This is a genomic window from Burkholderia sp. 567 (assembly GCF_040545115.1).
GTDB classification, from domain to species: Bacteria; Pseudomonadota; Gammaproteobacteria; order Burkholderiales; family Burkholderiaceae; genus Burkholderia; species Burkholderia ambifaria.
The window spans coordinates 614,244-639,500 of sequence record NZ_JBEPLG010000001.1 but is presented as its reverse complement, the minus strand read 5'-3'; the positions used below and the strand labels follow the sequence as shown (position 1 = coordinate 639,500).

The following is a 25,257-nucleotide window of genomic DNA, read 5'->3' as shown; positions in this document are numbered from 1 at the left end:
TTCGTTTATCCCTGTTTGACTTTGAGCGGCAGCACGCGCACCGGATCGCCGGCCTTCACGTCGAGCGCGGCGGCATCGTCGGCCGACAGCACGAACGCACCGTTCGCGACCACGCCCGGCGCGACGCCGACGCGGAAATCGTTCAGCGACGTGTTCGACACGAGCGACTTCGGCGCATGGTCGCCCTGCGCGTCACCGGCGTCCGGCTCGCCGATCGCGACCGGCACGACCACGCTCTCGCGCACCGTGCGCAGGTCGTTGATGTGGCATTCGAGCACCGGCCCCGCGTCGAAGATGTCGACGTGGTTCTGGTAGCGCAGCCCTTCCGCCTCGAGCATCTTGCGCGCCGGCAGCGTGTCGCGGTGCGTGAGGCCGACCGCGTCCTGCGCGTCCTGCGGCAGCAGGTCGACGTACACCGGATAGCGCGGCATCAGTTCCGCGAGGAACGACTTGCGGCCGTGCGAGCTCAGGTAGTCCGCCGCATTGAAATCGATCTGGTAGAAGTGCGAACCGACCGCGCGCCAGAACGGCGACGTGCCGTCTTCGTCGAAGTGGCCGCGCAGTTCCGCGCAGATGCGTTCCGGGAAACGGTCGCGGAACTGCGCGATGAACATGAAGCGCGAGCGCGACAGCAAGCCGCCGACACCGCCCGTGCGATAGCGCGGGCTCAGGAACAGCGAGCACACTTCCGCGTAGCCCGTCAGGTCGTGCGAGATGTTGAGCGCGGACATCCGCGTCCACACGCCGAGCTCCTGGCTCGCGTGCACGACCGTGCTCACGCGATAGTTGTAGAACGGCTGTTCGAGGCCGACCTGCGTCTCGATCCCGCACACGCCCGCGATGTCGCCCGTCTTCGATTCTTCCATCACGAAGAAGTAGCCGGCTTCGCCCGGCGCGGCGTTGCCCTCGAGCGTGCGGCGCGAGCGTTCGATGCGCGCGGCGAGCGCGTCGCGGTCGGGCTTGAACGTGGTCAGGCCCGGCCCGGTTTCTTGCGCGAGCGACACGAGCGCGTCGACGTCGCCCGTTTGTACGACCCGAACGACGATCATGCTGCGCCTCCCTTCGTTTCTTCATCGTCGCGGCGGTGCAGCGGCACGCAGCGCACGACATCGCCATCCTTCACATCGAGCGCCGCGCGCACGTCGCCGGACAGCGGCGCAAGCTCGCCGTGCGCATCGTCGTCCGGCAGGTCGGCCAGCACGCAGCGGAACGATTCGCCGCTGCCCGTCGACACCATGTACGCAGCGTCGCCCTGCTGCCGCGCGGCTTCGCGCACGGTGCGCTCAGTCGCGTGCTTCACGCATGCGATGCGGTCGACCTGCGCGGTCAGCACCGGGCCCGCATCGAAGATGTCGACGAAGCGGTCCGGCTCGAAGCCTTCCTCGAGATGGATGTCGTACGCGAGCAGCGCCGTTTCGTTCGGCTCGCCGAGCACGCGCTGCGCGGCTTCCGGCAGCAGCGGCACGTAGAGCGGATAGGCCGGCATCACTTCCGCGATGAACGTGCGGCTGCGGCCGCCCGATGCGATGTCGACGTCGGTGAAGTCGCGGCCGAAGAACTTGCGGCCCACTGCTTCCCAGAACGGCGAGGCGCCCGTGTTGTCGCTCACGCCGAGCAGCAGCGTGAACACTTCCGGCGTGAAGCGGCGGCGGTTCGCGGCGATGTACATCATCCGCGCACGCGAGATCAGGTGCGCGGCCGCGTCGCCGCGCAGCGACGGATCGACGTAGAAGCCCGCCAGCCGGCTCTTGCCGGTCAGCTCGTGCGACATCGTGAGCGCGTGGATCTTGCGGTTCACGTGCAGCTCGCGCGACGCGTGGATCAGGGCGTCGTTGCGGAACGCGTAGAACGGTTCCGAGTAGCCGGCCGCGGCCACGATGCTCGCCGTGCCGAGCAGCTTGCCCGTCGACGAGTCTTCCAGCACGAAGAGGTAGAACTCTTCGCCGGCGAAGTCGACGTCCGCGCGAAACGAATCCTCGGAGAGCGCCACGCGCGCTTCGAGCGCCGCGCGGTCATGCGGCAGCGAGTGCAGGACCGGCTGCGCGGTGCGCGCCATGTGCGCGAGCGCATCCAGATCCGTGAGTTTGCCGGGGCGAACAAATAGCATCGTCGTTCCTGTCTGCGAGGGGTGCGCCGATCAGCGCGCGGTGGCTTCCTGGGGCGCGAGCACCTGTTCGACTGCCTTCTCGAAGCGCTTCATGCCTTCGTCGAGCAGGTCGAACGGAATCACGAGCGACGGCACGAAACGCAGCACGTTCGGGCCTGCGATCAGCATGATCAGGCCGTTCTCGGCGGCGGCGGTGACGAAGTCCTTCGCGCGGCCGTCGAAGGCGGCGGTCAGTTCCGCGCCGACCAGCAGGCCCTTGCCGCGGATGTCCTTGAAGATGCCGAAGCGTGCGTTGATGCGCTCGAGCGCGCCCTTCAGTCGCACGCTGCGTTCGCGCACGCCTTCGAGGAGTGCCGGGTCGCCGATCAGTTCGACGACCTTGTCCGCGATTGCCGATGCGAGCGGGTTGCCGCCGTACGTCGTGCCGTGCACGCCGACCTTGAAGTGCGCGGCCAGTTCGTTCGTCGTCAGCATCGCGCCGATCGGGAAGCCGTTACCGAGCGCCTTCGCGGTCGTGAGGATGTCCGGCGTGACGCCCGTGTCCATGTAGGCGTAGAACTGGCCCGTGCGGCCGACGCCCGTTTGCACTTCGTCGAAGATCAGCACTGCGTCGTGTGCGTCGCACGCTTCGCGCAGTGCTTTCAGGAAGGCCGGATCGGCCGGGATCACGCCGCCTTCGCCCTGCACCGGCTCGACGATCACCGCGCAGGTTTGCGGGCCGATCGCGGCCTTGGCGGCTTCGATGTCGTTGAACGGCAGGTGCTTGATGCCGGCCGGCACCGGGCCGAAGCCTTCCGAGTATTTCGGCTGGCCGCCGACGCTGACCGTGAAGAACGTGCGGCCGTGGAACGACTGGACGAACGACACGATTTCGTACTTGTCGGCGCCGTGGCGGTCGAAGGCGACGCGGCGTGCGAGCTTCAGCGCGGCTTCGTTCGCTTCCGCGCCCGAGTTCGCGAAGAATGCGCGGTCGGCGAAGGTTAGCGATTCGAGGCGTTTCGCGAGGCGCAGCACCGGTTCGTTCGTGTAGCCGTTGCCGATGTGCCAGAGCTTGCGGCCTTGTTCGTCCAGGACTTTCAGCAGTTCCGGGTGGCCGTGACCCAGCGACGTCACCGCGATGCCGCACGCGAAATCCACGTATTCGCGGCCGGCCGTGTCCCACACGCGGGAGCCCTCTGCACGGTCCGGCACGAACGGCGCGGGGGAGAATACCGGCACCATCACTTCGTCGAATGTCTGGCGGGTCACGGTCGAGGTCGTCATGGTCGTTCCTTTCGGTTTCGTAAGAGGGTTCAACAGGATCAAGTTTAGGTAAGGGTGACGCAAGCGTCTTGCGGATTTGCGACGGGTTCTATCGGAAGCGGCTTCCTCGCTTTATTTTGCCTCTTCTGCGGTGGAGGTTTCTTCGTTCGGTGTGTGTGTGGTTGGTGGTGCGCTTAGGTTTTCGTGAAGCACCCGCAATCGTGTCGGTCTATTAGCGTCGCCCCTGCGCGGGGCGGCGGTTACTTTTCTTTGTCTTGCCAAAGAAAAGTAACCAAAAGAAAGGCGCTCAGACAACGCATGACCTCCCGGTGCCATGGCCACCAGAGTGGCACTCGCCTAAGTGTCCGCGCCAGTAAAGAACCCGGAGTGGTTCGAGCAATAGTTCTGACACCCCTCACCACCCCGCGGAGCGGTATACCGCCCGCTAGCTCCATCCTCGCTTCGCTCGGCTGCAAGGTACTTCAGCGCAATTCACGCGCCTACGCAAAACTCCACCCGCCCCCACTAATCAGGTCCCCAAACCAGTACCTGCCCGCCCTAGAGCAATGGGGATTTCATTAATTGCATGCATGTGCTCTGCGCGACGATTGCGTTAGCCAATCGAGATTGCGCTGAGAAGGAGGAAGTGGACCTATCGGCCGAGCGAAGCGAGGACGGAGCTAGCGGGCGGTATACCACTCTGCGGGGTGGTGAGAGGTGTCAGACCGCTTGCTCGAACCACTCCGCGTTCTTCACTGGCGCCGACACTTAGGCGAGGGCCACTCTGCTGGCTATGGCACCGGGAAGTCATGCGTTGTCTGAGCGCCTTTCTTTTGGTTACTTTTCTTTGGCAAGACAAAGAAAAGTAACCGCCGCCCCGCGCAGGGGCGACGCTAATAGACCGACACGATTGCAGGTGCTTCACGAAACCAAGGGCGCACCACCAAAAACCCAAACCTTAATCCTTCCCCCGCTCAACAAGAGCGCCCCCGCGAGGCTCACTCCCGCCCCCAGTCTGCTTCTCGAGCCATGCCCGCCGATCTTCCCGAGGCGTAACCCCAAACCGCTCCCGATAGGCATTAGAAAAATGCGCAGCAGACGAGAACCCACAGGCGAGACTGACTTGCACGACCGACTTACTGGTCCGCTGCAATTGAGTGCGCGCCTTGAGCAGTCGAAGATTGAGGTAATACTTGGAGGGCATGGCCCCGAGATACTGTCGAAAGAGCCGCTCGAGTTGCCGGCGTGAAACGCCCACCAGCCCGGCAATCTCATCGGTAGTCAAAGGATCCTCGATATTGGCTTCCATCAAAAGCAAAGCATCATTCAACCGAGGATGTCGCTCACCGGGCGCGGTAACAAAAGGAATCCGTTGGCGCTCCTCACCACTCCTCAGAGTCCCGGCGCCGAGCGCATCGGCAATCCGCTCCGCGAGATCCGCCCCATGTTCGCGGCCAATCATGGCCAGCATGAAATCGACAGTAGCCTGCCCACCGGCACAGGTCGCCCGATCGCGATCGATCTCGAAGATCTGCTGCGTGACGATCGACCGCTCGAACTGCTCGGCGAACTGCTGATACGTCTCCCAGTTCACGCTCACCCGATACCCGGAAAGCTGCCCGGCCATCGCGAGCCACCACACGCCATGGTGAATCCCCGTGACGACCGGCGTGCGCTGCCCAATGCGCGCGAGACTCGCGAGAAACAACCGATAGTCGGCAAACTGCTGAAACCGCTCCGACACGACGATCAGCCAGTCGCACGCGACAGCATCGTTGAACGCCGCATCGGCATGCCACTGCGCGCCGCCGGCGAGCGGCACGGGCCGCCCGTCCCACGAACACACCTGCCAGCGATACAGCAAGCGCCCGTCGATCTCGTTCGCGAGATTCAACGCATCGACGATCGGCCCCACACCCGACATCGACACGGGCGGCAATGCAACGATCGCCACCTGCGTCGTGCGGGTGGCGCCTGCGGGACGAGTCACCGGTACCACGTATGAAAACCCGCCCGTCGCGTTACTTGAGGCTGCCCGACAGGAACTGCTTCAGACGCTCGCTCTGCGGACGCACCAGCACCTCCTTCGGATCGCCCTCTTCCTCGGTCCGCCCCTGATGCAGGAACATCACGTGGTTCGACACGTTGCGCGCAAAACCCATCTCGTGCGTGACGACGATCATCGTTCGGCCTTCCTCGGCCAGCTTCTGCATCACCTTCAGCACTTCCCCGACGAGCTCCGGATCGAGCGCCGACGTCGGCTCGTCGAACAGCATCACGTCCGGATCCATCGCGAGCGCACGCGCGATCGCGACACGCTGCTGCTGGCCGCCCGACAGGTGTGACGGATACTGCTTCTCGACACGCGGCGCCAGCCCGACCTTCTCCAGGTACGCGCGTGCGCGCTCCTCGGCTTCCCGCTTCGAAATGCCGAGCACGTGAACCGGCGCTTCCATCACGTTCTCGAGCACGTTCATGTGCGCCCACAGATTGAAGTGCTGGAACACCATCGCGAGCTTCGTGCGGATGCGCTGCAACTGCTTGTGATCGGCGACCTCGAGCGCGCCGGCGCGGTCGGGCTTCGTGCGCACGGTCTCGCCGTCGACGACGATCTGCCCCGCATTCGGCCGCTCGAGAAAATTGATGCAGCGCAGGAACGTGCTCTTGCCGGACCCGCTGGCGCCGATGATGCTGATGACGTCGCCGGCCTTCGCGTTCAGCGATACGCCCTTGAGCACCTCGTTATCGCCATAGCGCTTGTGAATGTCGACCGCGGCAAGCTTGGTGGAAGCGGACGCGCTCGTTTGAGTGATCTCGGCCAACTGGCTCTCCTCGAAGTGAAATCAATGACGGCCGGCCGCGAGATACGCGAGCCAGTGGCGCTCCGCCCGGCGAAATGCCGCGACGAGTGCGAACGATACCGCAAGATAGATCAGCGCGGCGATCCCGAACGACTGGAACGCCATGTAGGTCGCGGAATTGGCGTCGCGCGCGACTTTCAGGATGTCGGGCACGGTCGCCGTGAACGCCACGGTGGTCGCGTGCAGCATCAGGATCACCTCGTTGCTGTACAGCGGCAGCGCGCGGCGCAGCGCCGACGGCAGGATCACCCGGCGGTACATCGTGAACGGCGTCATCCCGTACGCACGCGCCGCCTCGACCTCGCCGTGCGGAATCGCACGAATCGCGCCCGCGAAGATCTCGGTCGTGTACGCGCAGGTGTTCAGCGCGAACGCGAGAATCGCGCAGTTGAAGCCGCTCCGGAAGAACGCGTCGAGCAGCGAGTGCGAACGCACGAACTCGAGGCTGTACATGCCCGTGTACATCAACAGCAGTTGCACGTAGAGCGGCGTGCCGCGGAACACGTACGTGTAGAACCGCACCGGCATCGACAGCCACTTGTTCTTCGACACGCGCGCGACCGCAAGCGGCACCGCGCACACGAAGCCGAGCGAAATCGACGCGACGAGCAGCCACAGCGTCACCGCAAGGCCGGAGAGGCGCTGGCCGTCCCAGTAAAGGAACGCCCGGCCGAATTCCTGGAGGATCTCGATCATAGTTCTGCGTGGCGCACGCCCATGGAATAACGCTTCTCGAGCTGGATCAGCACGAGGTTGGAGACGGTCGTGATCGCGAGGTAGATCAGCGCCGCGATGAGGATGAAGAAGAACATGTTGAACGTGCTCTTGCCGGCGTCCTGCGCGGCCTTCACGACGTCCGCGAGGCCAATGATCGACACCAGCGCGGTCGCCTTCACGAGCACCTGCCAGTTGTTGCCGATGCCCGGCAGCGCGAAGCGCATCATCTGCGGAAACATGATCCGCACGAACACGCGCATCCCGCTCATCCCGTACGCCGCGCCGGCCTCGAGCTGGCCGCGCGGCACCGACAGGAACGCGCCGCGAAACGTCTCGGTGAAGTACGCACCGTAGATGAAGCCGAGCGTCAGCACGCCGGCGACGAACGGATCGATGTCGATCTGCTCCCAGCCGACGAGGTCGGTGAACTGGTTCAGCCAGATCTGAATGCTGTAGAACAACAGCAGCATCAGGACGAGATCGGGCACCGAGCGGATCAGCGTCGTATAACCGGTCGCGATCGCTCGCAGCACCCGGTTGTGCGACAGCTTCGCCACCGCGCCGATCAGTCCCAGCGCCACCGCGGCAGCGAGCGACAGCACCGACAGCTCGATGGTCTGCACGGTGCCGGCCCAGAGGACGGGACCAAAGCCGTAAAGGAACACGCGCGTCTCCAGTGTTGAATGAACACCGGCACGCAAACCTCTGTCGCGCCGGGCTGACGCGGATAGTCGCAAGCGAAAATGATTGCCTCAAATCACCGTGCGCGCGACTGTTGCAGCGCAACAATTCGCTCGATCATTTGCAGGCCCGGCCTACGCCCCTGTTTCAAAAGGGAAAAACCCGCTTCCTGACAGTCGGATGACACGCAGGGAAGCGGGCTTTTTGCAATTTTCCGGTCGCTTTTTCGATATAGCGCCGGCGCCGGAAGGCGGGTTCAGTGCCCCTTCAGGATGTCGGAGCGCGACGTCGTGTAGACGAGCCCGTCCGGGCCGAAATGGACGTTGAAGAACGCGTCGGTGTTCACGCCATCCTCGAGCCAGCGCCAGCTCCACACCGTCTCGGGCTTCAGCGGGTACTGCGCGATGTCGCCCGGCTTGCCGAGCAGGCGCCGCACCTCGTCCTCATCCATCCCGGGGCGCACCTTCGCGAAGTTCTCGGCGGTCAGCACCTGTATGGCGCCCGCGTAGTGCCCGCTCGCGTCGAGATCGACGAACCAGGTCTGATTGCCCATCGGGCCACGCGGATATTCGAGACGCTTCGAGCCGTCGGTGAAGGTGCGCTCGGTGTCGGGCTTGCCCATCGTGCCGCGCACGTCGGCTTCGGTCGATACGCCAACCTTCAACCCCTTGAGCAGCAGCGGCGCCGGCTTGATCGCAGTGAAAAAGTCCCTGATGCGTTGCACGTCGAGATTGCCTTGCTTGTCGTCGCAGCCGGCAAGCGCCAGCGCGGCGGCCAGCATCGTGACGGGGAGCAGCCGGAAACGAAAAATCATCTGAGGAATTGCGCGTCGAGAAAACACGCGCCAAGGATACCCGCGCAACGCCAAAAGCGCGAGACGGGCGCGGCCCGTCCCGTGTTCAGCGCGTCGTTTCGGTGTGCGCGGCCTCGCGGCGCGCGGGCGGTGCATCATCCGACCCGGCCGGCACCGCACGGATGCGGCGGCGCGTGCGCACGAGCTCGGCAAGCTGCCACGAACCGAGCGCCACGCAGCCGAACAGCACCTCGCGGCCGCGCTTGACCAGCGCGAGCGACAGCGCCGTCTCGCGATCGACGCCGAACATCTGCGCGAGCAGCACGACGGTCGCCTCCTGCACGCCGAGGCCGCCCGGCACCATGAACGCCGCATGCCGCACGGCCTGCGTCATCGCCTCGATCGCGATCGCGCCGCCGATCGAGACCGGATGCCCGAGCAGCGCGAGCGCCCAGTAAATTTCGAGCGCGCCGAGCACGTAGCCGGCCAGCTGCCAGAAGAACGCACTGAACAGCAGCGCCGTGCGCGACATCAGCGCGTCGATGTCGGCATCGAGCCGGCGGCCGTCGACGCCCTGCAGCAACCGGTGCGAATCGCCGAGCAGACGCCCCGCGAACCGCTCGATCGCGTGGAAGACGCCGCCGCGCCGCATCAGCACGACGCCGAGCACCGGCAGCGGCAACGTCAGCAGCAGCGCCAGGCCGATCGTGCCGCCGCCCATGTCGTGCGTAGTCGCGAGCAGCAGCACGAGGCCGAGCGCCGCGAACGCATACTGGACGACGATCGTCACCAGCACCTCGACGATCACCGACGCGGTCACGCGGCTCGCGTCGGGCACCTGCCAGCGCGCGATCCGGATCCCGACGAGCTCGCCGCCGATCCCGACCACGGGCAGCAGCCGGTTCACGGCTTCGCGCACGGTCGCGATCCACCACAAAAACGGCAGCGACGCGCGCCGGTCGAGCAGCTGATGCCACGCATACGCGTCGAGCAGCAGCGGCAGCGCGTGGAACGGCACGAGCCACAGCAGCGTGAAGCCGGCGCGCTCGAGCATCCGCGACACGTCGCCGATGCCTTCGTGCACCCCCAGCGCGAGCAGGATCCCGATGCCGATCGGCCAGCCGAGCCATTTGATCCACCGGGTCATGACGGCCGCGCCCCCGCTTCGCGCGACGCACGCGTGCCGCGGCGCATCGCGGGCTGGCCGAACACGTCCGCAAACCCGCCGGTCGCGACGCCGGCCGCCTTCAGCGCGGCCGCGACGCGCGGCGACAGCAGCGCGTCCAGTTCGTCGACCGGGCGGTAATCGGCCATCGTCGGCGTGATCGGGCCGTCGCCGGCCTCGGCCGGATGACAGTAGATCTCGCCGACACCGGGCGGCAGCGCCGCGAGCGCGTCGAGCAGCACGCGCTCGTCCATCGCGCCCGTATGCGCGATTCCGACCACGTAGTCGTTGTGCGCGAGCCCCGCGCGATCGAGCCGGGCGCGCACGAGCGCGATCCACGGCTTGAGCAGCGCGGGCGCGCTCGTTTCATACGGCAGCCGCACCGCGCGCAACCCGTAGTCGCGGCCGATCTCGATGATCAGCGACAGCACGGTCGGATGCAGGTGGAAATGCTTGTGCGCGTTCACGTGATCGAGCGGCAGGCCGCTCGCTGCGAACGCGTCGAACTGCGCGCGGATCTCGCGGCGCAGTTGCGCACGCACGTGCGGCAGGAAGAAGAAGCGGCAGCCGTCCTTCGCCATCGCGTCGCCGAACCGCCCGTCGGGGCCGACGAGTGCGGGAATCTCATGCGCGGGCAGCATGGCCGGCCCGTCCGCGAGGACGAGATGCAGGCCGACCGCGAGCGACGGCAGCCGCCGCGCGCGTTCGATCGCATCGTGCGCGGCGGGCGCACCGACCATCAGGCTCGCGGCGTTCAGCACGCCGTCGCGATGCGCGCGCTCGACCGCCGCGTTGACGCGCGGATGCAGCCCGAAGTCGTCCGCGGTGAAGATCAGCGCCCGCGCCGCCCGCTGCGTCGTCACGAATCAGGCCTCGTGCGCGCGCAGAAAGCGGAAGAACTCGACGCCTTCGCGCAGACGGCGCTTCATCATGTCCCAGCTCGTCAGCATCTCGCGGACGATCTCCCAGATCTTCGACGGACGGAAGTAGAACTGGCGATAGAACTGCTCGAGCTGGTGATAGATCTCGTCGCGCGACAGGTGCGCATAGCCGATCGCCGCGAGCTGCACGCCTTCCTTGCTGACCAGGTTGATGGTCTTGTTCTCTTCCATCCAGCCGTTCTCGACGGCCTGCTTGTACAGCGTCGTGCCCGGATACGGCGCGGCGAGCGACACCTGGATCGTGTGCGGATTGATTTCCTTCGCGTACTCGATCGTCTTCTTGATGGTTTCCTGCGTCTCGCCCGGCAGGCCGAGGATGAAGGTGCCGTGGATCTTGATGCCGAGCTTCTTGCAGTCCGCGCTGAAGCGGCGCGCGAAATCGGTGCGCACGCCCTTCTTGATGTTCACGAGGATCTGGTCGTCGCCGGATTCGAAGCCGACCAGCAGCAGGCGCAGGCCGTTCTCCTTCATGACCTTCAGCGTCTTGTACGGCACGTTCGCCTTCGCGTTGCACGACCACGTCATGCCGAGCTTGCCCAGGCCGATGGCGATGGCTTCGGCGCGCGGCAGGTCGTCGGTGAAGGTGTCGTCGTCGAACATCAGTTCCTTCACTTCCGGCATGTTGTCGCGGATCCACTTGGCTTCCGCGAGCACGTTCTCGACCGAGCGCGTGCGGTAGCGATGGCCGCTGACCGTCTGCGGCCACAGGCAGAACGTGCAGCGCGACTTGCAGCCGCGGCCCGTGTAGATCGATACGTACGGATAGTTGAGGTAGCCGATGAAGTAGTTGTCGATCTTCAGGTCGCGCTTGTAGACGGGCGCGACGAACGGCAGTTCGTCCATGTTCTCGAGAATCGGACGCGCTTCGTTGTGCTCGATCGAGCCGTCCTTCGCGCGCCAGCTCAAGCCCTTGACCTCTGGGAACGGCTTGCCTTCGGCGATTTCCTTGCAGGTGAAGTCGAATTCCTCGCGGCACACGAAGTCGATGGCGTCGCTCGCCGTGAGCGAGTTGTGCGGATCGACCATCACCTTCGCGCCGACCATGCCGACCAGCATCGACGGCTTCATCTTCTTCAGGTCCTGCGCGAACATCGCGTCGGTCGGGAACGACGGCGTGCTCGTGTGGATGATCACGAGGTCGTAGTCGTTGGCGATCTTCAGCGTTTCCTCGACCGACAGGCCGTCGGCCGGTGCGTCGACGACGCGGCTGCCCGGCACGAGCGCGGCCGGCTGCGCGAGCCACGTCGGGTACCAGAAGGAACGGATTTCGCGCTTCGCCTGATAGCGCGAGCCGGCTCCGCCGTCGAAGCCGTCATACGAAGGGGCCTGCAAGAACAGCGTTTTCATGATTGCTCCGGTAGCCTGCATAGTTCGATTCGTTTCAACGATTCAGTCAATAACCCGCGGGCCGCCCTGCCGGCGCCCGCCACTCTGTCATGTCGCGTCGCGCGGCGTGGCCGCGCGGCGCGTTCTCGGCCCTCAGGCCGAATTCGATCGGGAACGCGCTCATGGCCGCTCCCGCGGGCAACGTGCGTTAACGTGCGTTAACGGCCGTCCCCGCCTTCCACCGCCGCCGTCGCCCGCTCGCCGCCGACGACCGTCATCCGCGCGCCGCGCCACACGACGTGCGTGCCGAACGCGGCCGCGAGCCATTCGAGCGTGAGCAGCGTGTCGCGCACGGCGACGAGCGGCAGATCGCGCCAGAACGCGCGCCAGCCGTCCTCGCCGCGCGCGTGCAGCACCAGCCGCCCGAACGTGCCCACGATGGCCGCGCCACCCGCCAGCGTGCCGGCGAAGGTGCCGTCCAGACGCAGCGCGAGCGCCGCGCCGATCGCGAGCCACGGCGCGGTAAACGTGATGAACAGGAACGTGAAGCCGGCCGGGTTCAGCGAACGGATCGTGCGCAGCCAGCGCGTCTCGCGGTGCCAGAGCGGCCCGAACGATGGTTCGATCACATCGGTCGCGACCTCGACCTCGGACAGCACGGTGCGTCGCCCGAGGCGGCGCGGCAGTTCGGCGAGCCAGAAATCGTCGGCCAGCTCGTCCTTCAGCGCGATCAAGCCGCCGATCCGGTCGAGCGTGTCGCGCGTGAGCGCGAGCGTCGCGCCGAAGCCGAAGTGGCTCGAGCGGCCGAGGTGCGCGATCCGCACCGACGGCGCGAACCACGCATCGACGAACTGCGCGCCGATCCGCGTCCAGAACCCGCCGACGCTGCGCGCATGATACAGACACGTGACGACGCCGACCGACGCGTCGGCGAGCGGCGCGGTCACGCGTTCCAGATAGTCCGGCTTCACCGCGATGTCGCTGTCCGCGATCACGATGCGGCCGTACTTCGCGCGTTCGGCCAGATTGATCAGGTTGCTGACCTTCAGGTTCTTGCCGTGCACGCGCGCGTCGATCACGAGCGTGATGTCGCACTCCGGATAGTCGGCGCGCAAGCGCTCGACGACGGCGACGGCCGGATCGGCCGCCGACGCGACGCCAAACAGCACTTCATGGCGCGGGTGGCGCTGCTCGCAGAACGTCGCGAGATTCTCGTACAGGTGCGGCTCGGCGCCGCACAGCGGCTTGAGCACGCTGACGGGCGCGAAGCCGTCGCGCGCCGCGGTGCGCGGCGTGCGCGGGCGCGGCGCGAAGGCCGCGGCGAGCGCGTAGCCGGACGCAGCCAGCGTGAATGCGAGCAGGAGCCCGTCGAGCAGCGTGACGATCGGCGTCATGCGCGCGCCTCCCCGGCGACGCGGGCGCCCTGCCGATCGATTGAACCTGGTTGAACGCGATTGGGTATTCCGACAGCAACGAACGCGGGCACGACCCGACTCCTTGTTCCAGCAGCGTCTGTAATGGCGAGGCTCGGCCCATTCCCCGAATGCGACCGGCACCGGCTTCGCGTGGCACATTTCCGCGCGATGCCCAGACGGGATGCGGGAAGATTCGAATGGCGAACATCGTCACAACATGAACAGGCGCCGGATTTTAGCAGCGCAAGTCGGCCCGCGCGTGACGGCGCGCGAAACGGACTTGTGCGATTTCGGCAAAGCTGTGCGATCGGCAAACCATTCGGGTGCCACTACGTTCACGCTAGCGTAAGCACTTTGCAGGCGTATTGCAGTCTTGAAAAACAGACGTTTCGTGGAATTTTGTATGTCGATGCGAAGACATGTCCAATCCCCGTAAAGTTTGGTCATTATTTGGGGATTGAATTGATTTCTGCAACGATCGCGACCTCCCATCCTATGCAACCTTGCACCCCTGAAAGGCGCATGGGTATCCGTGCGTCGCCAGCGCGTTCCGGAACCCTTTGGCAAAATCGTCGACATCTGTTGCGCACGCGCATCACCGCGCCCCTCCCTTTAGAAGGCCACCGATGATTCCGTTTTCCGTACTCGATCTCGCCCCCATTCCCGCCGGCGCGGACGCCGCGCAGGCTTTCCGCAATACCGTCGATCTCGCGCAGCACGCGGAGCGCCTCGGTTACCGCCGCTACTGGCTCGCCGAACATCACAACATGCCCGGCATCGCGAGCGCGGCGACGGCCGTCGTGATCGGTCATGTCGCGGGCGCGACGAAGACGATCCGCGTCGGCTCGGGCGGGATCATGCTGCCGAACCATGCGCCGCTCGTGATCGCCGAACAATTCGGCACGCTCGCGTCGCTGTATCCGGGGCGCATCGATCTCGGGCTCGGCCGTGCGCCCGGCACCGACCAGACCACGTCGCGCGCGCTGCGCCGCGACCTGATCGGCAGCGCCGACTCGTTTCCGGACGACGTCGCGGAGCTGCAGCGCTACTTCGCGGAACCGGTGCCCGGCCAGCGCGTGCGCGCGGTGCCCGGTGCGGGGCTGGACGTGCCCGTGTGGCTGCTGGGTTCGAGTCTGTTCAGCGCGCAGCTCGCGGCGATGCTCGGGCTGCCGTTCGCGTTCGCGTCGCACTTCGCACCGGACTACCTGATGCGTGCGCTCGAACTCTATCGTGCGCAGTACCGGCCGTCGGCCGCGTGGCCGAAGCCGCATGCGATGGTCGGCATCAACGTGTTCGCGGCCGATACCGACGACGAGGCGCGGCGCCTCTTCACGTCGCTGCAGCAGCAGTTCATCAACCTGCGCCGCGGCACGCCGGGCAAGCTGCCGCCGCCCGTCGACGCGCTCGAGGCGAGTGAATTCGAACTCGCGAACGTCGCGCACGCGCTGTCGTTCGCGGCCGTCGGCTCGCGCGACACGGTGCGCGACAAGCTCCGCGACCGGATTGCACAGACGGGTGCGGACGAGGTGATCATCACCGCGCAGATCTACGATCACGCCGCGCGGGTGCGCTCGTTCGAGCTGGCCGCGCAGATCCGCGACGAACTGGCGAACGAAACCCGCTGACCGGACGGGCACGCGCGCCCGCCGTCACGTCACTACGGGTGCACCGCGTCCAGCCCGTCGAGCAGCGCCTTGTGGAACGCGTCCGGATCCTGGATCTGCGGCGCGTGGCCGAGCGCCGGGAATTCGACGAGCTGCGCGCCGGGGATCGCCGCCTGCGTACGCTTCGCGAGTTCCGGGTAATGGCCGAGCTTCGCGTGCACGTCGGGCGGCGCCACCTCCTTGCCGATCGCGGTCGTGTCCTTGTCGCCGATCAGCAGCAGCGTCGGCACGCGGATCGCGCCGAGTTCGTAGACCACCGGCTGGGTGAGGATCATGTCGTAGATCAGCGCCGAGTTCCACGCGACCGCGTCGCGGCCGGGGCCGCGATACATACCGGCGAGCATCTGCACCCAGCGCTCGTAGGCGGGCGACCACTTGCCCGCGTAGTAGGTCGCCTGTTCGTAGCGGCGGATGCCGTCGGCGTTCGTCTTCTGTTCGCGCGCATACCAGTAGTCGACCGGCAGCGGCGGCACGCCGAGCGCCTTCCAGTCCTCGAGGCCGATCGGGTTCACCAGCACGAGCTGATCGGTCGCCTTCGGATACATCAGCGCATAGCGCATCGCGAGCATCCCGCCCGTCGAATGGCCGACGAGCGTCGCCGATTTCACGCCGATCGACTCGAGCAGCGCATGCGTGTTGCGCGCGAGCTGCTGGAAGCTGTACTGATAGCGTTCGGGCTTCGACGACTTGCAGAAGCCGATCTGGTCCGGCGCGATCACGCGATAGCCGGCGCGGCTCAGCACCCCGATCGTGTCCTCCCAGGTCGCCGCGCAGAAGTTCTTCCCATGCAGCAGCACGACCGTGCGGCCGTTCGGGTGCGTCGGCTGCACGTCCATGTACATCATCTCGAGGGTTTCGCGCTGCGACACGAACGCGTAGCGATGCACCGGCTCCGGATAGTCGAAACCTTCCAGGCGGGGGCCGTACGCGGGTCCGTCGTTGCCGGCCGGCGCCGGCGCGGCGGCCACGGCGGAGGTCGCGCATGCCGCGGCGACGCCGGCGCCGAGCACGGCGGCGCGCGCGAGGGACAACATCTTGCAAATCGAGAGCATGGCGATCACGGTAAGGGGAAATACACGCGCGCAACCGGGCGGCTTCGCGCCCCGCGATTCTACGCGGTCGGGCTGACGACGGCGCGCAACACTCGATGGCCGTGCGACTTCCGCGCGCGCGACGAACTCGGGTATCGTGTGTCGTGACCCTGAAACGCCTGCAGGCGAACACTCATGAAAAACGTCCTCAGCATTCAGTCGCACGTGATCTACGGACACGCCGGCAACAGCGCGGCCGTGTTTCCGATGCAGCGCCTCGGCGTCAACGTCTGGCCGCTCAACACCGTCCAGCTGTCGAATCACATGCAGTACGGCCACTGGGCCGGCAGCGCGATCGACGCGGCGAAGATGGAGCAGCTCGTCGACGGCGTCGCCGCGATCGGCGCGCTCAAGCGCTGCGACGCGGTGCTGTCCGGCTTCGTCGGCTCGCCGCCGCAGGCGCGCGCGACGGTCGAGATCGTGCGCACGGTGAAGGCGATGAACCCGAACGCGTGGTACTTCTGCGATCCGGCGATGGGTCAGACGGGTGGCGTGCGGCCCGAACCCGGCGTCGAGGAATTCATCGTCCAGGAGATGCCGGCGCTCGCCGACGGCATGTCGCCGAACCACACCGAGCTGCAGAAGCTCGCCGGGCGGCGCATCGAGACCGTCGCCGAAGCCGTCGACGCGTGCCGCGCGCTGATCCGCCGCGGCCCGAAGATCGTCCTCGTCAAGCACCTGCACGACCGCAACAGCCCGGCCGACCGTTTCAACATGCTCGCCGTCACCGAGACCGAAGCGTGGATCGGCCAGCGCCCGCTGTATGCGTTTCCGCGCCATCCGGTCGGCGTCGGCGATCTCACCAGCGCGATTTTCGTCGCGCGCCGGCTGCGCGGCGACTCGGTGCGCGCCGCGTTCGAGCACACGCTTGCGGCCGTGCACGCGGTCGTGAAGGCGACCTACGACGCGCGCCGCTACGAGCTCGAACTCGTCGCCGCCCAGGACGAAATCGCGCGCCCGAGCGAGTGGTTCGGCGCGTGGGTGACCGACGCGTGATGCGCCCGCACCGGCCGCGAATCCTCCGCATCTCGTCGAATCCCCCGGTATCCCCTGCTTCTCCGGCGTGCCGCGCGCGCTGCCGCCCTCGCCTCTCCCCCGCAGTTCGCTCGCCGGCGCCATGCCGTTCGGGTTCTGTCCGGTCCGTGCGTGCAAACGTTTCCGGACTTCACATGAATGACACCGATTCCCCGCTATGCTCGCGACGGCACGACCGGCGCAGCCGCATCCTGCGCCCGGACGCGCCGAATTTTTCCCGCATGTCCCGCCAATCGGCTCCCTTCCTTGACCCACGATAACGACCATGACCCGATCGAACCGTCGTGACTTCCTGCGCGTCGCCGCCGGCACTGCCGGCGCCGCCGCGCTGAACCTGTTCCCGCCCGTGATCCGCGATGCGCTTGCGATTCCGGCGAACCGCCGTACCGGCACCATCCGCGATATCGAACACATCGTGATCCTGATGCAGGAGAACCGTTCGTTCGACCACTACTTCGGCACGATGCGCGGCGTGCGCGGCTTCGGCGACCCTCGCCCGCTGCGCCTCGCGAACGGCAAGTCGGTGTTCCATCAGCCGGTCGGCCCGGCCGAGCTGCTGCCGTTTCATCCGGGCGCGGACAAGCTCGGCCTGCAGTTCCTGCAGGACTTGCCGCACGGCTGGCAGGACATGCACGCCGCGTGGAACAAGGGCCGCTACGACCAGTGGGTGCCGAACAAGGGCACCACGACGATGGCGTACCTGAAGCGCGACGACATCCCGTTCCACTATCAGCTCGCCGACGCATTCACGATCTGCGACGCGTACCACTGCGCGATCCCGAGTTCGACCGACCCGAACCGCTACTACATGTGGACCGGCTACGTCGGCAACGACGGCACGGGCGGCGGCCCGGTGCTCGGCAATGAGGAAACGGGCTACGGCTGGACGACCTATCCGGAAGTGCTCGAGCAGGCCGGCGTGTCGTGGAAGATCTACCAGGACGTCGGCATCGGGCTCGACGCGAAGGGCTCGTGGGGCTGGACGCAGAACCCGTACATCGGCAACTACGGCGACAATTCACTGCTCTATTTCAACCAGTACCGCAGCGCGCTGCCCGGCACGCCGCTGTACGACAAGGCGCGCACCGGCACCAACATCAGCGCCGGCGGCACGCTGTTCGACGTGCTGCAGCAGGACGTGAAGAACGGCACGCTGCCGCAGGTGTCGTGGATCTGCGCGCCGGAAGCGTACTCGGAACACCCGAACTGGCCGGCCAACTACGGCGCGTGGTACATCGAGCAGGTGCTGAAGGTGCTCGTGTCGAATCCGGACGTGTGGAGCAAGACCGCCCTCTTCATCACCTACGACGAGAACGACGGCTTCTTCGACCACGTGCCGCCGCCGTTCGCGCCGCAGTCGCGCGACAACGGGCTGTCGACGGTCGCAACGACCAACGAGGTGTTCGCCGGCGACGCGTCGCACATGGCCGGCCCGTACGGGCTCGGGCCGCGCGTGCCGATGCTGGTCGTGTCGCCGTGGACCAAGGGTGGCTGGGTCTGCTCGCAGACCTTCGATCACACGTCGCTGCTGCAATTCATCGAAGCGCGTTTCGGCGCGCAGTATCCGGTGACGGCCGCCAACGTGTCGCCGTGGCGCCGTGCGGTGTGCGGCGACCTGACGTCGGCGTTCGAATTCGCGACCGCCGACACCGCGTGGCCGACGCTGCCCGACACGAGCGGCTATGCGCCGCCCGATCGCGTGCGCCACCCCGACTACATCCCGGTGCCGCCGGTGCTGCAGAAGCTGCCGAAACAGGAGGCCGGGCTGCGTCCGGCGCGCGCGCTGCCGTACGAGCTGTTCGTGCACGGCCGCGTCGAAGCCGTGAACGGCCTGTTCCGGCTGACCTTCGCGAACACCGGCCGCGCGGGCGCGGCATTCCAGGTGCAGTCGCGCAACCGACTCGACGGCCCGTGGGCGTACACGGTCGAAGCCGGCAAGCGGGTCGCCGATACGTGGAGCGCCGCGCCGTCGCTCGGCCTGTACGACCTCGACGTGTACGGCCCGAACGGCTTCTACTGCCATTTCCGCGGCCCGTTCGCGACCGGCGTCGGCAGCGCGAGCGTGAACCCCGAGGTGATCTACGGCTACGACGTCGCGAACGGCAACATCACGCTGCGCCTGATGAACCGCGGCCACAAGGCCGTGCAGCTCAAGGTGACGAACGCGTACGGCCACGGCCGCGCGCGCACGTTCGACCTCGCGCCGGGCGCGCACGTCGACGACTACTGGGATCTGCGCGGCAGTCACGGCTGGTACGACCTGACCGTCAGCGACGGCCGTCCGCTCGGCTTCCTGCGCCGCTTCGCGGGCCACGTCGAGACCGGCCGCCCGAGCACGAGCGACCCGGCCATCCGCACGAACGCGTCGCACGACGACGCCGAAGCCGCATCGGACGCCCTGTCCGACTGACGACGTCGAACGCGGCGCGGCCCCGCCGGGGCCGCGCCGCCCATCCTGCCTCCCGTCCGCTCGTGACGGGAAACTCCCGATACCGGCCGCCCGCGCACGCGCGGAAGCTATGCGCAAATCCGCATCGAATGCGCGGCAAATTGCCAAGACCCGTGCATATCGGCGACCTATATATCGAGACGATCGGGGCTCCTCGCCGAGCCTGACGGGAGATTCTTCCGGGAATCATCAACATGCCGACCTCCCCGCCCGATTCCGAGAAGCGGTCGAACCGCCCACCCGTCGCACGCGTCCGGCCCGCCGGCTGCGTGCGGTATCCACCCGCTGGTGTAGAACAAGAGGAACGAACATGAAATTCCGTCATTCCCTGCTGTCGGTGTCGGTCATCTCCGCCTTTGCCCTCCTCTCGCAACAAGCCGCCCGGGCCGCCGACGCGACCGACGTGAAGGTCGGCTTCGCCGCGCCGCTCACCGGCGTGAACGCCGGCTACGGCAAGGATCTTCAGAACGGCGTGCAGCTCGCGCTCGACGATGCCGCCGCGCAGAAGATACAGATCGCCGGCAAGCCCGCGCACTTCAACCTGATCGTGCAGGACGACCAGGCCGACCCGCGCATCGGCGTGCAGGCCGCGCAGGCGCTGATCGACCAGAACGTGTCGGTGGTGGTCGGCCACTTCAACTCCGGGACGACGATTCCGGCGTCGGTCGTCTACGACAAGGCCGGCATCCCGGTGATCGATCCGGCCGCGACCAACCCGACCCTGACGTCGCGCGGGCTCGCGAACATGTTCATGGTGATCGCGACCGACGGCCAGAACGCCGGCAACGCGGGCAAGTACGCGGTCGACGTGACCAAGGCGAAGCGCATCGCGATCATCGACGACCGCACCGCGTTCGGCCAGGGCGAGGCGGACGAGTTCGAGAAGGCCGTGAAGGCGGCCGGCGGCAACATCATCGGCCGCGAGTTCACCAGCAACCAGGCGGTCGATTTCCGCGCGCAGATCACGAGCCTGAAGGGCAAGAACCCCGACCTGATCTTCTTCGGCGGCCTCGATTCGCTCGCCGCGAACTTCGTCAAGCAGATGCGCCAGCTCGGGCTGAACGCGAAGTTCGTCGGCGGCGGCGGCGTGAAGGACAACGAGTTCATCAAGATCGCCGGCCCGGCCGCGGAAGGCGCGATGGCGTGGGAATACGGGCGTCCGCTCGACGAGCTGCCGCAGGGCAAGGATTTCGAGCAGCGGTTCAAGAAGCGCTTCGGCGTCGACGTGCTGTCGTACGCGCAGTTCGGCTACGACGCGACCTGGGCCGCGATCAAGGCGATGCAGGCAGCCAACTCGACCGATCCGAAGGTCTACCGTCCGGCGCTGAAGAAGATCGACTTCGAAGGCATCACCGGCAGGATCTCGTTCGCGAACGACGGCTCGCTGAAGAGCGGGATGTCGACGCTGTACCAGGTGAAGAACGGCGCGTGGAAGACGATCGTGACGAAGGGGGGTTGATCGGACCGGATGGGGGGCCTGGGTAGCCAGGCCGCCCGGGCGTGACGGGCGGTGGCGGGAACGCCGCCCGATCCGCCCTTCACACGATGCGGGAGCAGTCGAAGGTGCTGCGGCCGCGAAACGATCGGCGCAACGACGCCGATCTCATACGATGTCTGATATTAAGGCGAGCCGCCACCGCCTGTCGCGACGCACAGGCCGTGCAGCCGCCCTCGCGTCAACTGGCCTGCGTGTCGCGTTCCGCCTCGGCCGCCTCGTGCGCGCGGCGCAGTCGCTCCCGACTGTTGGTCAGGTGCGTGCGCATGGCAGCGCGCGCGGCTTCCGGATCGTGACGCGCGATCGCCTCGTAGATGTCCTCGTGCTCGTGATTGAGCCGGCCGACATAGCGCTCGAGGTCGTCGCCGGCGAAGCGCGCCGAGTTCACACGCGTGCGCGGGATGATCGACGCGCCGAGCTGCGTCATGATGTCGACGAAGTAGCGGTTGCCGGTGGACTGCGCGATCTGCAGGTGGAAGTTGAAGTCGAGCTGCGCGGTGTCGCGCCCGCCGCCCGCCCCCGACGCGATCGCGTCGAGCGCACGCCGCAGCGCGGCGAGGTCGGTGTCGTTCGCGCGCTGCGCGGCGAGGCTCGCGCATTCGCTTTCAAGGCTGATGCGCAGCTCGAGCACCGCGAGCACGTCGCGCAGCGTCATGATGGTCGCGGGATCGATGCCGAGCGCCTGGCGGCGCGACGGTTCCAGCACGAAGCTGCCGATGCCGTGGCGCGTCTCGATGAGGTGGCTCGCCTGCATCCGCGAGATCGCTTCGCGCACGACCGTGCGGCTGACGCCCTGCGCCGCCATGACTTCGGTTTCGGTCGGCAGCTTGTCACCGGGACGCAGCGTGCCGTTTTCGATCTGCGCGGTCAGCGCGTCGACGACATCTTGTGCGAGGCTGCGTGCGCGACGGCGCGGCGCAGCGGGAAGCGTTGGCACGGACATGAGGCCGGTTCCTTTTTGAATGATCGTAACGTGAGCCGAGGGTTTACGCGGGGTTTGAGCGAACGCCGATGATTCATTATACTGCGTCACAAGTCATCCGACGACTGATGATCACGACACGGATCTCCTGTTGACCGAGGCTGGCACATCGGCGCCTAGTCGGTCCCGTGGTTCGCGATCGACCGACATCCGCGCTTGCGCGCGACATCGGCATCGAGCTGGTCGCTCCCGCCCGTTCGGGTTGCTGTCGACATGCGGGGCTTGCGCGCCGCGCACGTCGGTTGTCGAATGATCGCACCTCCCGCCGCGCGCGGCAAAGATTTTGCCGCACGGCATCGCCCACTCTTTCGCCATCGCCGCCATGAACGCCGTCACTGCCTCGCCTTCCCACGACACGCCGCGCATCGTCGAGCTGCAAGCCATTCCGGTCGCCGGCCACGACAGCATGCTGCTCAACCTGAGCGGCGCGCACGGTCCGTTCTTCACCCGCAACCTCGTGATCCTGAAGGACAGCGCGGGCCGGACCGGCGTCGGCGAAGTGCCGGGCGGCGAAAGCATCCGCCGCACGCTCGAGGATGCGCGCGCGCTCGTCGTCGGCCAGCCGGTCGGCAACTACCACGCGGTGCTCAACGACGTGCGGCGCACCTTTGCCGATCGCGACGTGAGCGGCCGCGGCCTGCAGACCTTCGACCTGCGCACCACGATCCACGCGGTCACCGCGCTCGAAGCCGCGCTGCTCGACCTGCTCGGCCAGCATCTCGGCGTGCCTGTGGCCGCACTCCTCGGCGAAGGGCAGCAGCGCGAGCGCGTCGAGATGCTCGGCTACCTGTTCTACGTCGGTGACCGCGGCAAGACCGCGCTGCCCTATCGCGACGGCCGCGGCGCGACCGACGACTGGACCCGCGTGCGCGACGAGGCCGCGCTGACGCCCGAGGCGGTCGTGCGCCTCGCCGAAGCCGCGCACGCGCGCTACGGTTTCAACGACTTCAAGCTGAAGGGCGGCGTGTTCGAAGGCGCGCGCGAGATCGAAGCCGTGACGGCGCTGGCCGAGCGCTTCCCCGAAGCGCGCGTGACGCTCGATCCGAACGGCGCGTGGTCGCTCGACGAGGCGGTGCGGCTGTGCCGCGACCTGCACCACGTGCTCGCGTATGCGGAAGATCCGTGCGGCGCGGAGAACGGCTACTCGGGCCGCGAGGTGATGGCCGAATTCCGCCGCTCGACCGGGCTGCCGACGGCCACCAACATGATCGCGACCGACTGGCGCCAGATGGGCCACGCGGTGCAGCTGCACGCCGTCGACATCCCGCTCGCCGACCCGCACTTCTGGACGATGCAGGGCTCGGTGCGCGTCGCGCAGATGTGCCGCGACTGGGGCCTCACGTGGGGTTCGCATTCGAACAACCACTTCGACGTGTCGCTCGCGATGTTCACGCACGTCGCGGCCGCGGCGCCCGGGCAAGTCACGGCGATCGATACGCACTGGATCTGGCAGGACGGCGAACGGCTCACGCGCGAGCCGCTGAAGATCGAGAACGGGCTCGTTGAAGTGCCGAAGCGGCCGGGCCTCGGCATCGACATCGACATGGATGCGGTCGCGGTCGCGCACGAGCTGTACAAGCAGCACGGGCTCGGCGCGCGCGACGATGCGGCGGCGATGCAGTATCTGATTCCGGGGTGGACGTTCAACAACAAGCGCCCCTGCCTCGTGCGCTGAGCGCGGGACGAACCGGGCGGCGGGTCTGCCCGGCCAGAAGGAAATGCGTCGGTTCGCCCGCGCATCGGCGGGTGCCGGGCGGGAACAGCCTGCCGGCATCGAACGGAAACGGAAACGAAATTGGAATTCGGGCGGCCACGGCCCGTCGGTCGGTCCGTCGGTCGCTCGGTCGGTCGGTCGGTCGGTCGGTCGGTCGGTCGGTCGGTCGGTCGGTCCAGAATAATCCGGCCCGGCAACGGCAATCGGCGCTATTCAGCCCGTCAAAGCTGCCCGGCTGCCCAGATCCCCCGCGCCATCCCCGACGCGGCCAACACGATCACCATCACGAGCACGGCCTGCCAGTGACCGATCCGCACATAGGTCCGTGCGCGGCCGAGATCCGGCATCTGCTGCCGCCGCGAGGCGACGCGCCAGCGGATCAGCCCGAGCATCGGCACGATCTCGAGCAGCAGGATCAGCACGAGCGCGGTCATCTTGAGGTGAAAGAGCGGCTCGTGAAGGTAATACGCGGCGCCTTTCTCGAAGCCGCCGAACGCGCGCGCGAGCCCCGTCGCGATCAGCACCAGCGCGGACAATCCCCAGGCCGCATCGGCCTTGAACACGCCGGAGAGGTCGGCGGCCTGCGCGGACGCGATGACCCGGCGCAGCGCGCGGTTGCGCCCCGCGATCGCGGCGAACGCGACGCCAAACGCCATCAGGTGAACGGCTGCCAGCAACCAGCGGACGATCATTGCGCCTCCTTGTCGCCCGCGCGCCGCGCAGGCCTTGTCAGACGATCTGCTTGAGCGCCGCGTCGAGCGCGAGCACGGCGACGCGGTCGCCCTCGGTCACGAGCGGCGCGCGCATCACGATCTGCCGGTTATGGCCGACGGCTGCCGGCGAATCCCACAGCAGCTCGACCTTCGGCCGCCGGAACAGGCTGCCGCGACGCGGCGGCACGGCGGCCTGCGCACCCTGCTCGCCCGCTGCCGGCGCAACTTGGCCGGGCCAGCGCACGGAGAGCTCGCGCGCGTCATACTGGCCGACCTTGCGGCTCTCCATCCAGACGATCGCGGTACGGGTGAGCGTATCGAGCGAGATCGCGTAGCGGCCGACCGCGAAACGGCGCGCGGCGACGTTGGTCCGCCACAGCGGCCGCGGCCGGCACATCCACACGATCGCCGCATACAGCGCCGGCGCGGCGATCAGCCAGCCGTTGGTCGCCGTCACCGCGTGCAGCGCAGAACGCCAGCCGGCCGCCCATGCGAACGCGCCGATCGACCAGACGGCAAACAGGAAACCGATCAGCGCGAACACCCGCAGCGCCTGGCGCAGCCACTGCGGCAGCGGATGGAACGGCCGCTCGGCGCGCGCGACGGCGCCCGGCAGCGCGAGCAGCAGGAAGATCAGCACGAGATAGACGAACGCCCAGGGCGACGACACCATCGCCGACAGCGACGCGCGATAGCCCATCTGGGACATCGAGAACAGCCAGCGCGCGAACAGCACGAGCCCGATCGCGCGCAATGCGAAGATCACGCCGGCGCCGGGGGCCGGCGCTGCGCGCGTCGTTTTCGTTCTCGCCAAGACTGCTCTCCTCTCGATGTTCGTGCGGGGCCGATTTCACGGCACGGCCATT

At 67.1% G+C, this 25,257-nt stretch carries 21 protein-coding genes; 5 read left to right on the top strand and 16 right to left on the bottom strand.

What is annotated here, in order from left to right; translation table 11 throughout:
- Positions 1-5 precede the first annotated feature (5 nt).
- The 12 genes from astA to hpnI form a co-directional block, all read right to left on the bottom strand.
- Entirely contained in the window at positions 6-1,049 is a 1,044-nt protein-coding gene (gene astA / locus ABIC50_RS03085; RefSeq protein WP_354161492.1) for an arginine N-succinyltransferase, read from the bottom strand.
- Positions 1,046-2,107 carry an arginine/ornithine succinyltransferase subunit alpha gene (aruF, locus tag ABIC50_RS03080; RefSeq protein ID WP_354161489.1) on the bottom strand — a complete coding sequence of 354 codons (1,062 nt, stop codon included), beginning with the start codon at positions 2,105-2,107 and terminating at the stop codon, positions 1,046-1,048. The genes astA and aruF overlap by 4 nt, the downstream gene beginning before the upstream one ends.
- Positions 2,108-2,137: 30 nt before the next feature.
- Complete coding sequence (locus tag ABIC50_RS03075) at positions 2,138-3,370, bottom strand: aspartate aminotransferase family protein (protein WP_012363444.1); 1,233 nt, start codon at positions 3,368-3,370, stop codon at positions 2,138-2,140.
- 937 nt (positions 3,371-4,307) lie between these two features.
- Complete coding sequence (locus tag ABIC50_RS03070; RefSeq protein ID WP_011656394.1) at positions 4,308-5,348, bottom strand: GlxA family transcriptional regulator; 1,041 nt, start codon at positions 5,346-5,348, stop codon at positions 4,308-4,310.
- A gap of 22 nt (positions 5,349-5,370) precedes the next feature.
- The gene (locus tag ABIC50_RS03065; RefSeq protein ID WP_354161486.1) at positions 5,371-6,171 is read right to left on the bottom strand and encodes an ABC transporter ATP-binding protein; all 801 of its coding nucleotides are present in this window, start codon (positions 6,169-6,171) and stop codon (positions 5,371-5,373) included.
- A 21-nt stretch (positions 6,172-6,192) separates the two neighbouring features.
- Positions 6,193-6,906: an ABC transporter permease gene (locus ABIC50_RS03060; protein WP_011656392.1), complete on the bottom strand. Its 714-nt coding sequence runs from the start codon at positions 6,904-6,906 to the stop codon at positions 6,193-6,195.
- Positions 6,903-7,592 carry an ABC transporter permease gene (locus tag ABIC50_RS03055; RefSeq protein WP_006755250.1) on the bottom strand — a complete coding sequence of 230 codons (690 nt, stop codon included), beginning with the start codon at positions 7,590-7,592 and terminating at the stop codon, positions 6,903-6,905. The genes ABIC50_RS03060 and ABIC50_RS03055 overlap by 4 nt, the downstream gene beginning before the upstream one ends.
- Positions 7,593-7,864: 272 nt before the next feature.
- Positions 7,865-8,422, bottom strand: a complete 558-nt coding sequence (locus tag ABIC50_RS03050) for a hypothetical protein (RefSeq protein WP_354161484.1) — start codon at positions 8,420-8,422, stop codon at positions 7,865-7,867.
- Between the two features lie 85 nt (positions 8,423-8,507).
- Positions 8,508-9,548, bottom strand: a complete 1,041-nt coding sequence (locus ABIC50_RS03045; RefSeq protein WP_354161481.1) for a lysylphosphatidylglycerol synthase domain-containing protein — start codon at positions 9,546-9,548, stop codon at positions 8,508-8,510.
- Positions 9,545-10,429, bottom strand: coding sequence for a hopanoid biosynthesis-associated protein HpnK (gene hpnK / locus ABIC50_RS03040; protein WP_175713947.1), 885 nt, complete (start codon positions 10,427-10,429; stop codon positions 9,545-9,547). The genes ABIC50_RS03045 and hpnK overlap by 4 nt, the downstream gene beginning before the upstream one ends.
- Positions 10,430-10,432: 3 nt before the next feature.
- Positions 10,433-11,854: a hopanoid biosynthesis associated radical SAM protein HpnJ gene (gene hpnJ, locus ABIC50_RS03035; protein WP_354161478.1), complete on the bottom strand. Its 1,422-nt coding sequence runs from the start codon at positions 11,852-11,854 to the stop codon at positions 10,433-10,435.
- Positions 11,855-12,051: 197 nt separating this feature from the next.
- Positions 12,052-13,227 carry a bacteriohopanetetrol glucosamine biosynthesis glycosyltransferase HpnI gene (hpnI, locus tag ABIC50_RS03030; RefSeq protein WP_354161475.1) on the bottom strand — a complete coding sequence of 392 codons (1,176 nt, stop codon included), beginning with the start codon at positions 13,225-13,227 and terminating at the stop codon, positions 12,052-12,054.
- 647 nt (positions 13,228-13,874) lie between these two features.
- On the opposite strand from hpnI, the gene ABIC50_RS03025 reads away from it, so the two are divergent.
- Positions 13,875-14,873: an LLM class flavin-dependent oxidoreductase gene (locus tag ABIC50_RS03025; protein ID WP_011656385.1), complete on the top strand. Its 999-nt coding sequence runs from the start codon at positions 13,875-13,877 to the stop codon at positions 14,871-14,873.
- Positions 14,874-14,905: 32 nt separating this feature from the next.
- On the opposite strand, the gene ABIC50_RS03020 is transcribed toward ABIC50_RS03025, so the two are convergent.
- Entirely contained in the window at positions 14,906-15,964 is a 1,059-nt protein-coding gene (locus ABIC50_RS03020) for an alpha/beta fold hydrolase (RefSeq protein WP_175737356.1), read from the bottom strand.
- 174 nt (positions 15,965-16,138) lie between these two features.
- On the opposite strand from ABIC50_RS03020, the gene pdxY reads away from it, so the two are divergent.
- From pdxY to ABIC50_RS03005, 3 genes are all read left to right on the top strand, one after another.
- Complete coding sequence (gene pdxY, locus ABIC50_RS03015) at positions 16,139-16,999, top strand: pyridoxal kinase PdxY (RefSeq protein ID WP_006755531.1); 861 nt, start codon at positions 16,139-16,141, stop codon at positions 16,997-16,999.
- 304 nt (positions 17,000-17,303) lie between these two features.
- Positions 17,304-19,448 carry a phosphocholine-specific phospholipase C gene (locus ABIC50_RS03010; RefSeq protein WP_175734972.1) on the top strand — a complete coding sequence of 715 codons (2,145 nt, stop codon included), beginning with the start codon at positions 17,304-17,306 and terminating at the stop codon, positions 19,446-19,448.
- Positions 19,449-19,797: 349 nt separating this feature from the next.
- Positions 19,798-20,946 (top strand): branched-chain amino acid ABC transporter substrate-binding protein, encoded by a 1,149-nt coding sequence (locus tag ABIC50_RS03005; RefSeq protein WP_006755533.1) that lies wholly within the window; start codon positions 19,798-19,800, stop codon positions 20,944-20,946.
- A gap of 217 nt (positions 20,947-21,163) precedes the next feature.
- Here the strand turns inward: ABIC50_RS03005 and ABIC50_RS03000 are convergent, their stop codons facing one another.
- Complete coding sequence (locus ABIC50_RS03000; protein WP_006751845.1) at positions 21,164-21,925, bottom strand: FadR/GntR family transcriptional regulator; 762 nt, start codon at positions 21,923-21,925, stop codon at positions 21,164-21,166.
- A gap of 361 nt (positions 21,926-22,286) precedes the next feature.
- On the opposite strand from ABIC50_RS03000, the gene gudD reads away from it, so the two are divergent.
- On the top strand, positions 22,287-23,639 hold the full coding sequence (gene gudD, locus ABIC50_RS02995) for a glucarate dehydratase (protein WP_269016710.1): 1,353 nt from the start codon (positions 22,287-22,289) through the stop codon (positions 23,637-23,639).
- Between the two features lie 260 nt (positions 23,640-23,899).
- Here the strand turns inward: gudD and ABIC50_RS02990 are convergent, their stop codons facing one another.
- Positions 23,900-24,370, bottom strand: a complete 471-nt coding sequence (locus ABIC50_RS02990; RefSeq protein WP_354161474.1) for a DUF2214 family protein — start codon at positions 24,368-24,370, stop codon at positions 23,900-23,902.
- 37 nt (positions 24,371-24,407) lie between these two features.
- Complete coding sequence (locus tag ABIC50_RS02985) at positions 24,408-25,205, bottom strand: hypothetical protein (RefSeq protein WP_354161471.1); 798 nt, start codon at positions 25,203-25,205, stop codon at positions 24,408-24,410.
- Between the last annotated feature and the right edge of the window lie 52 nt (positions 25,206-25,257).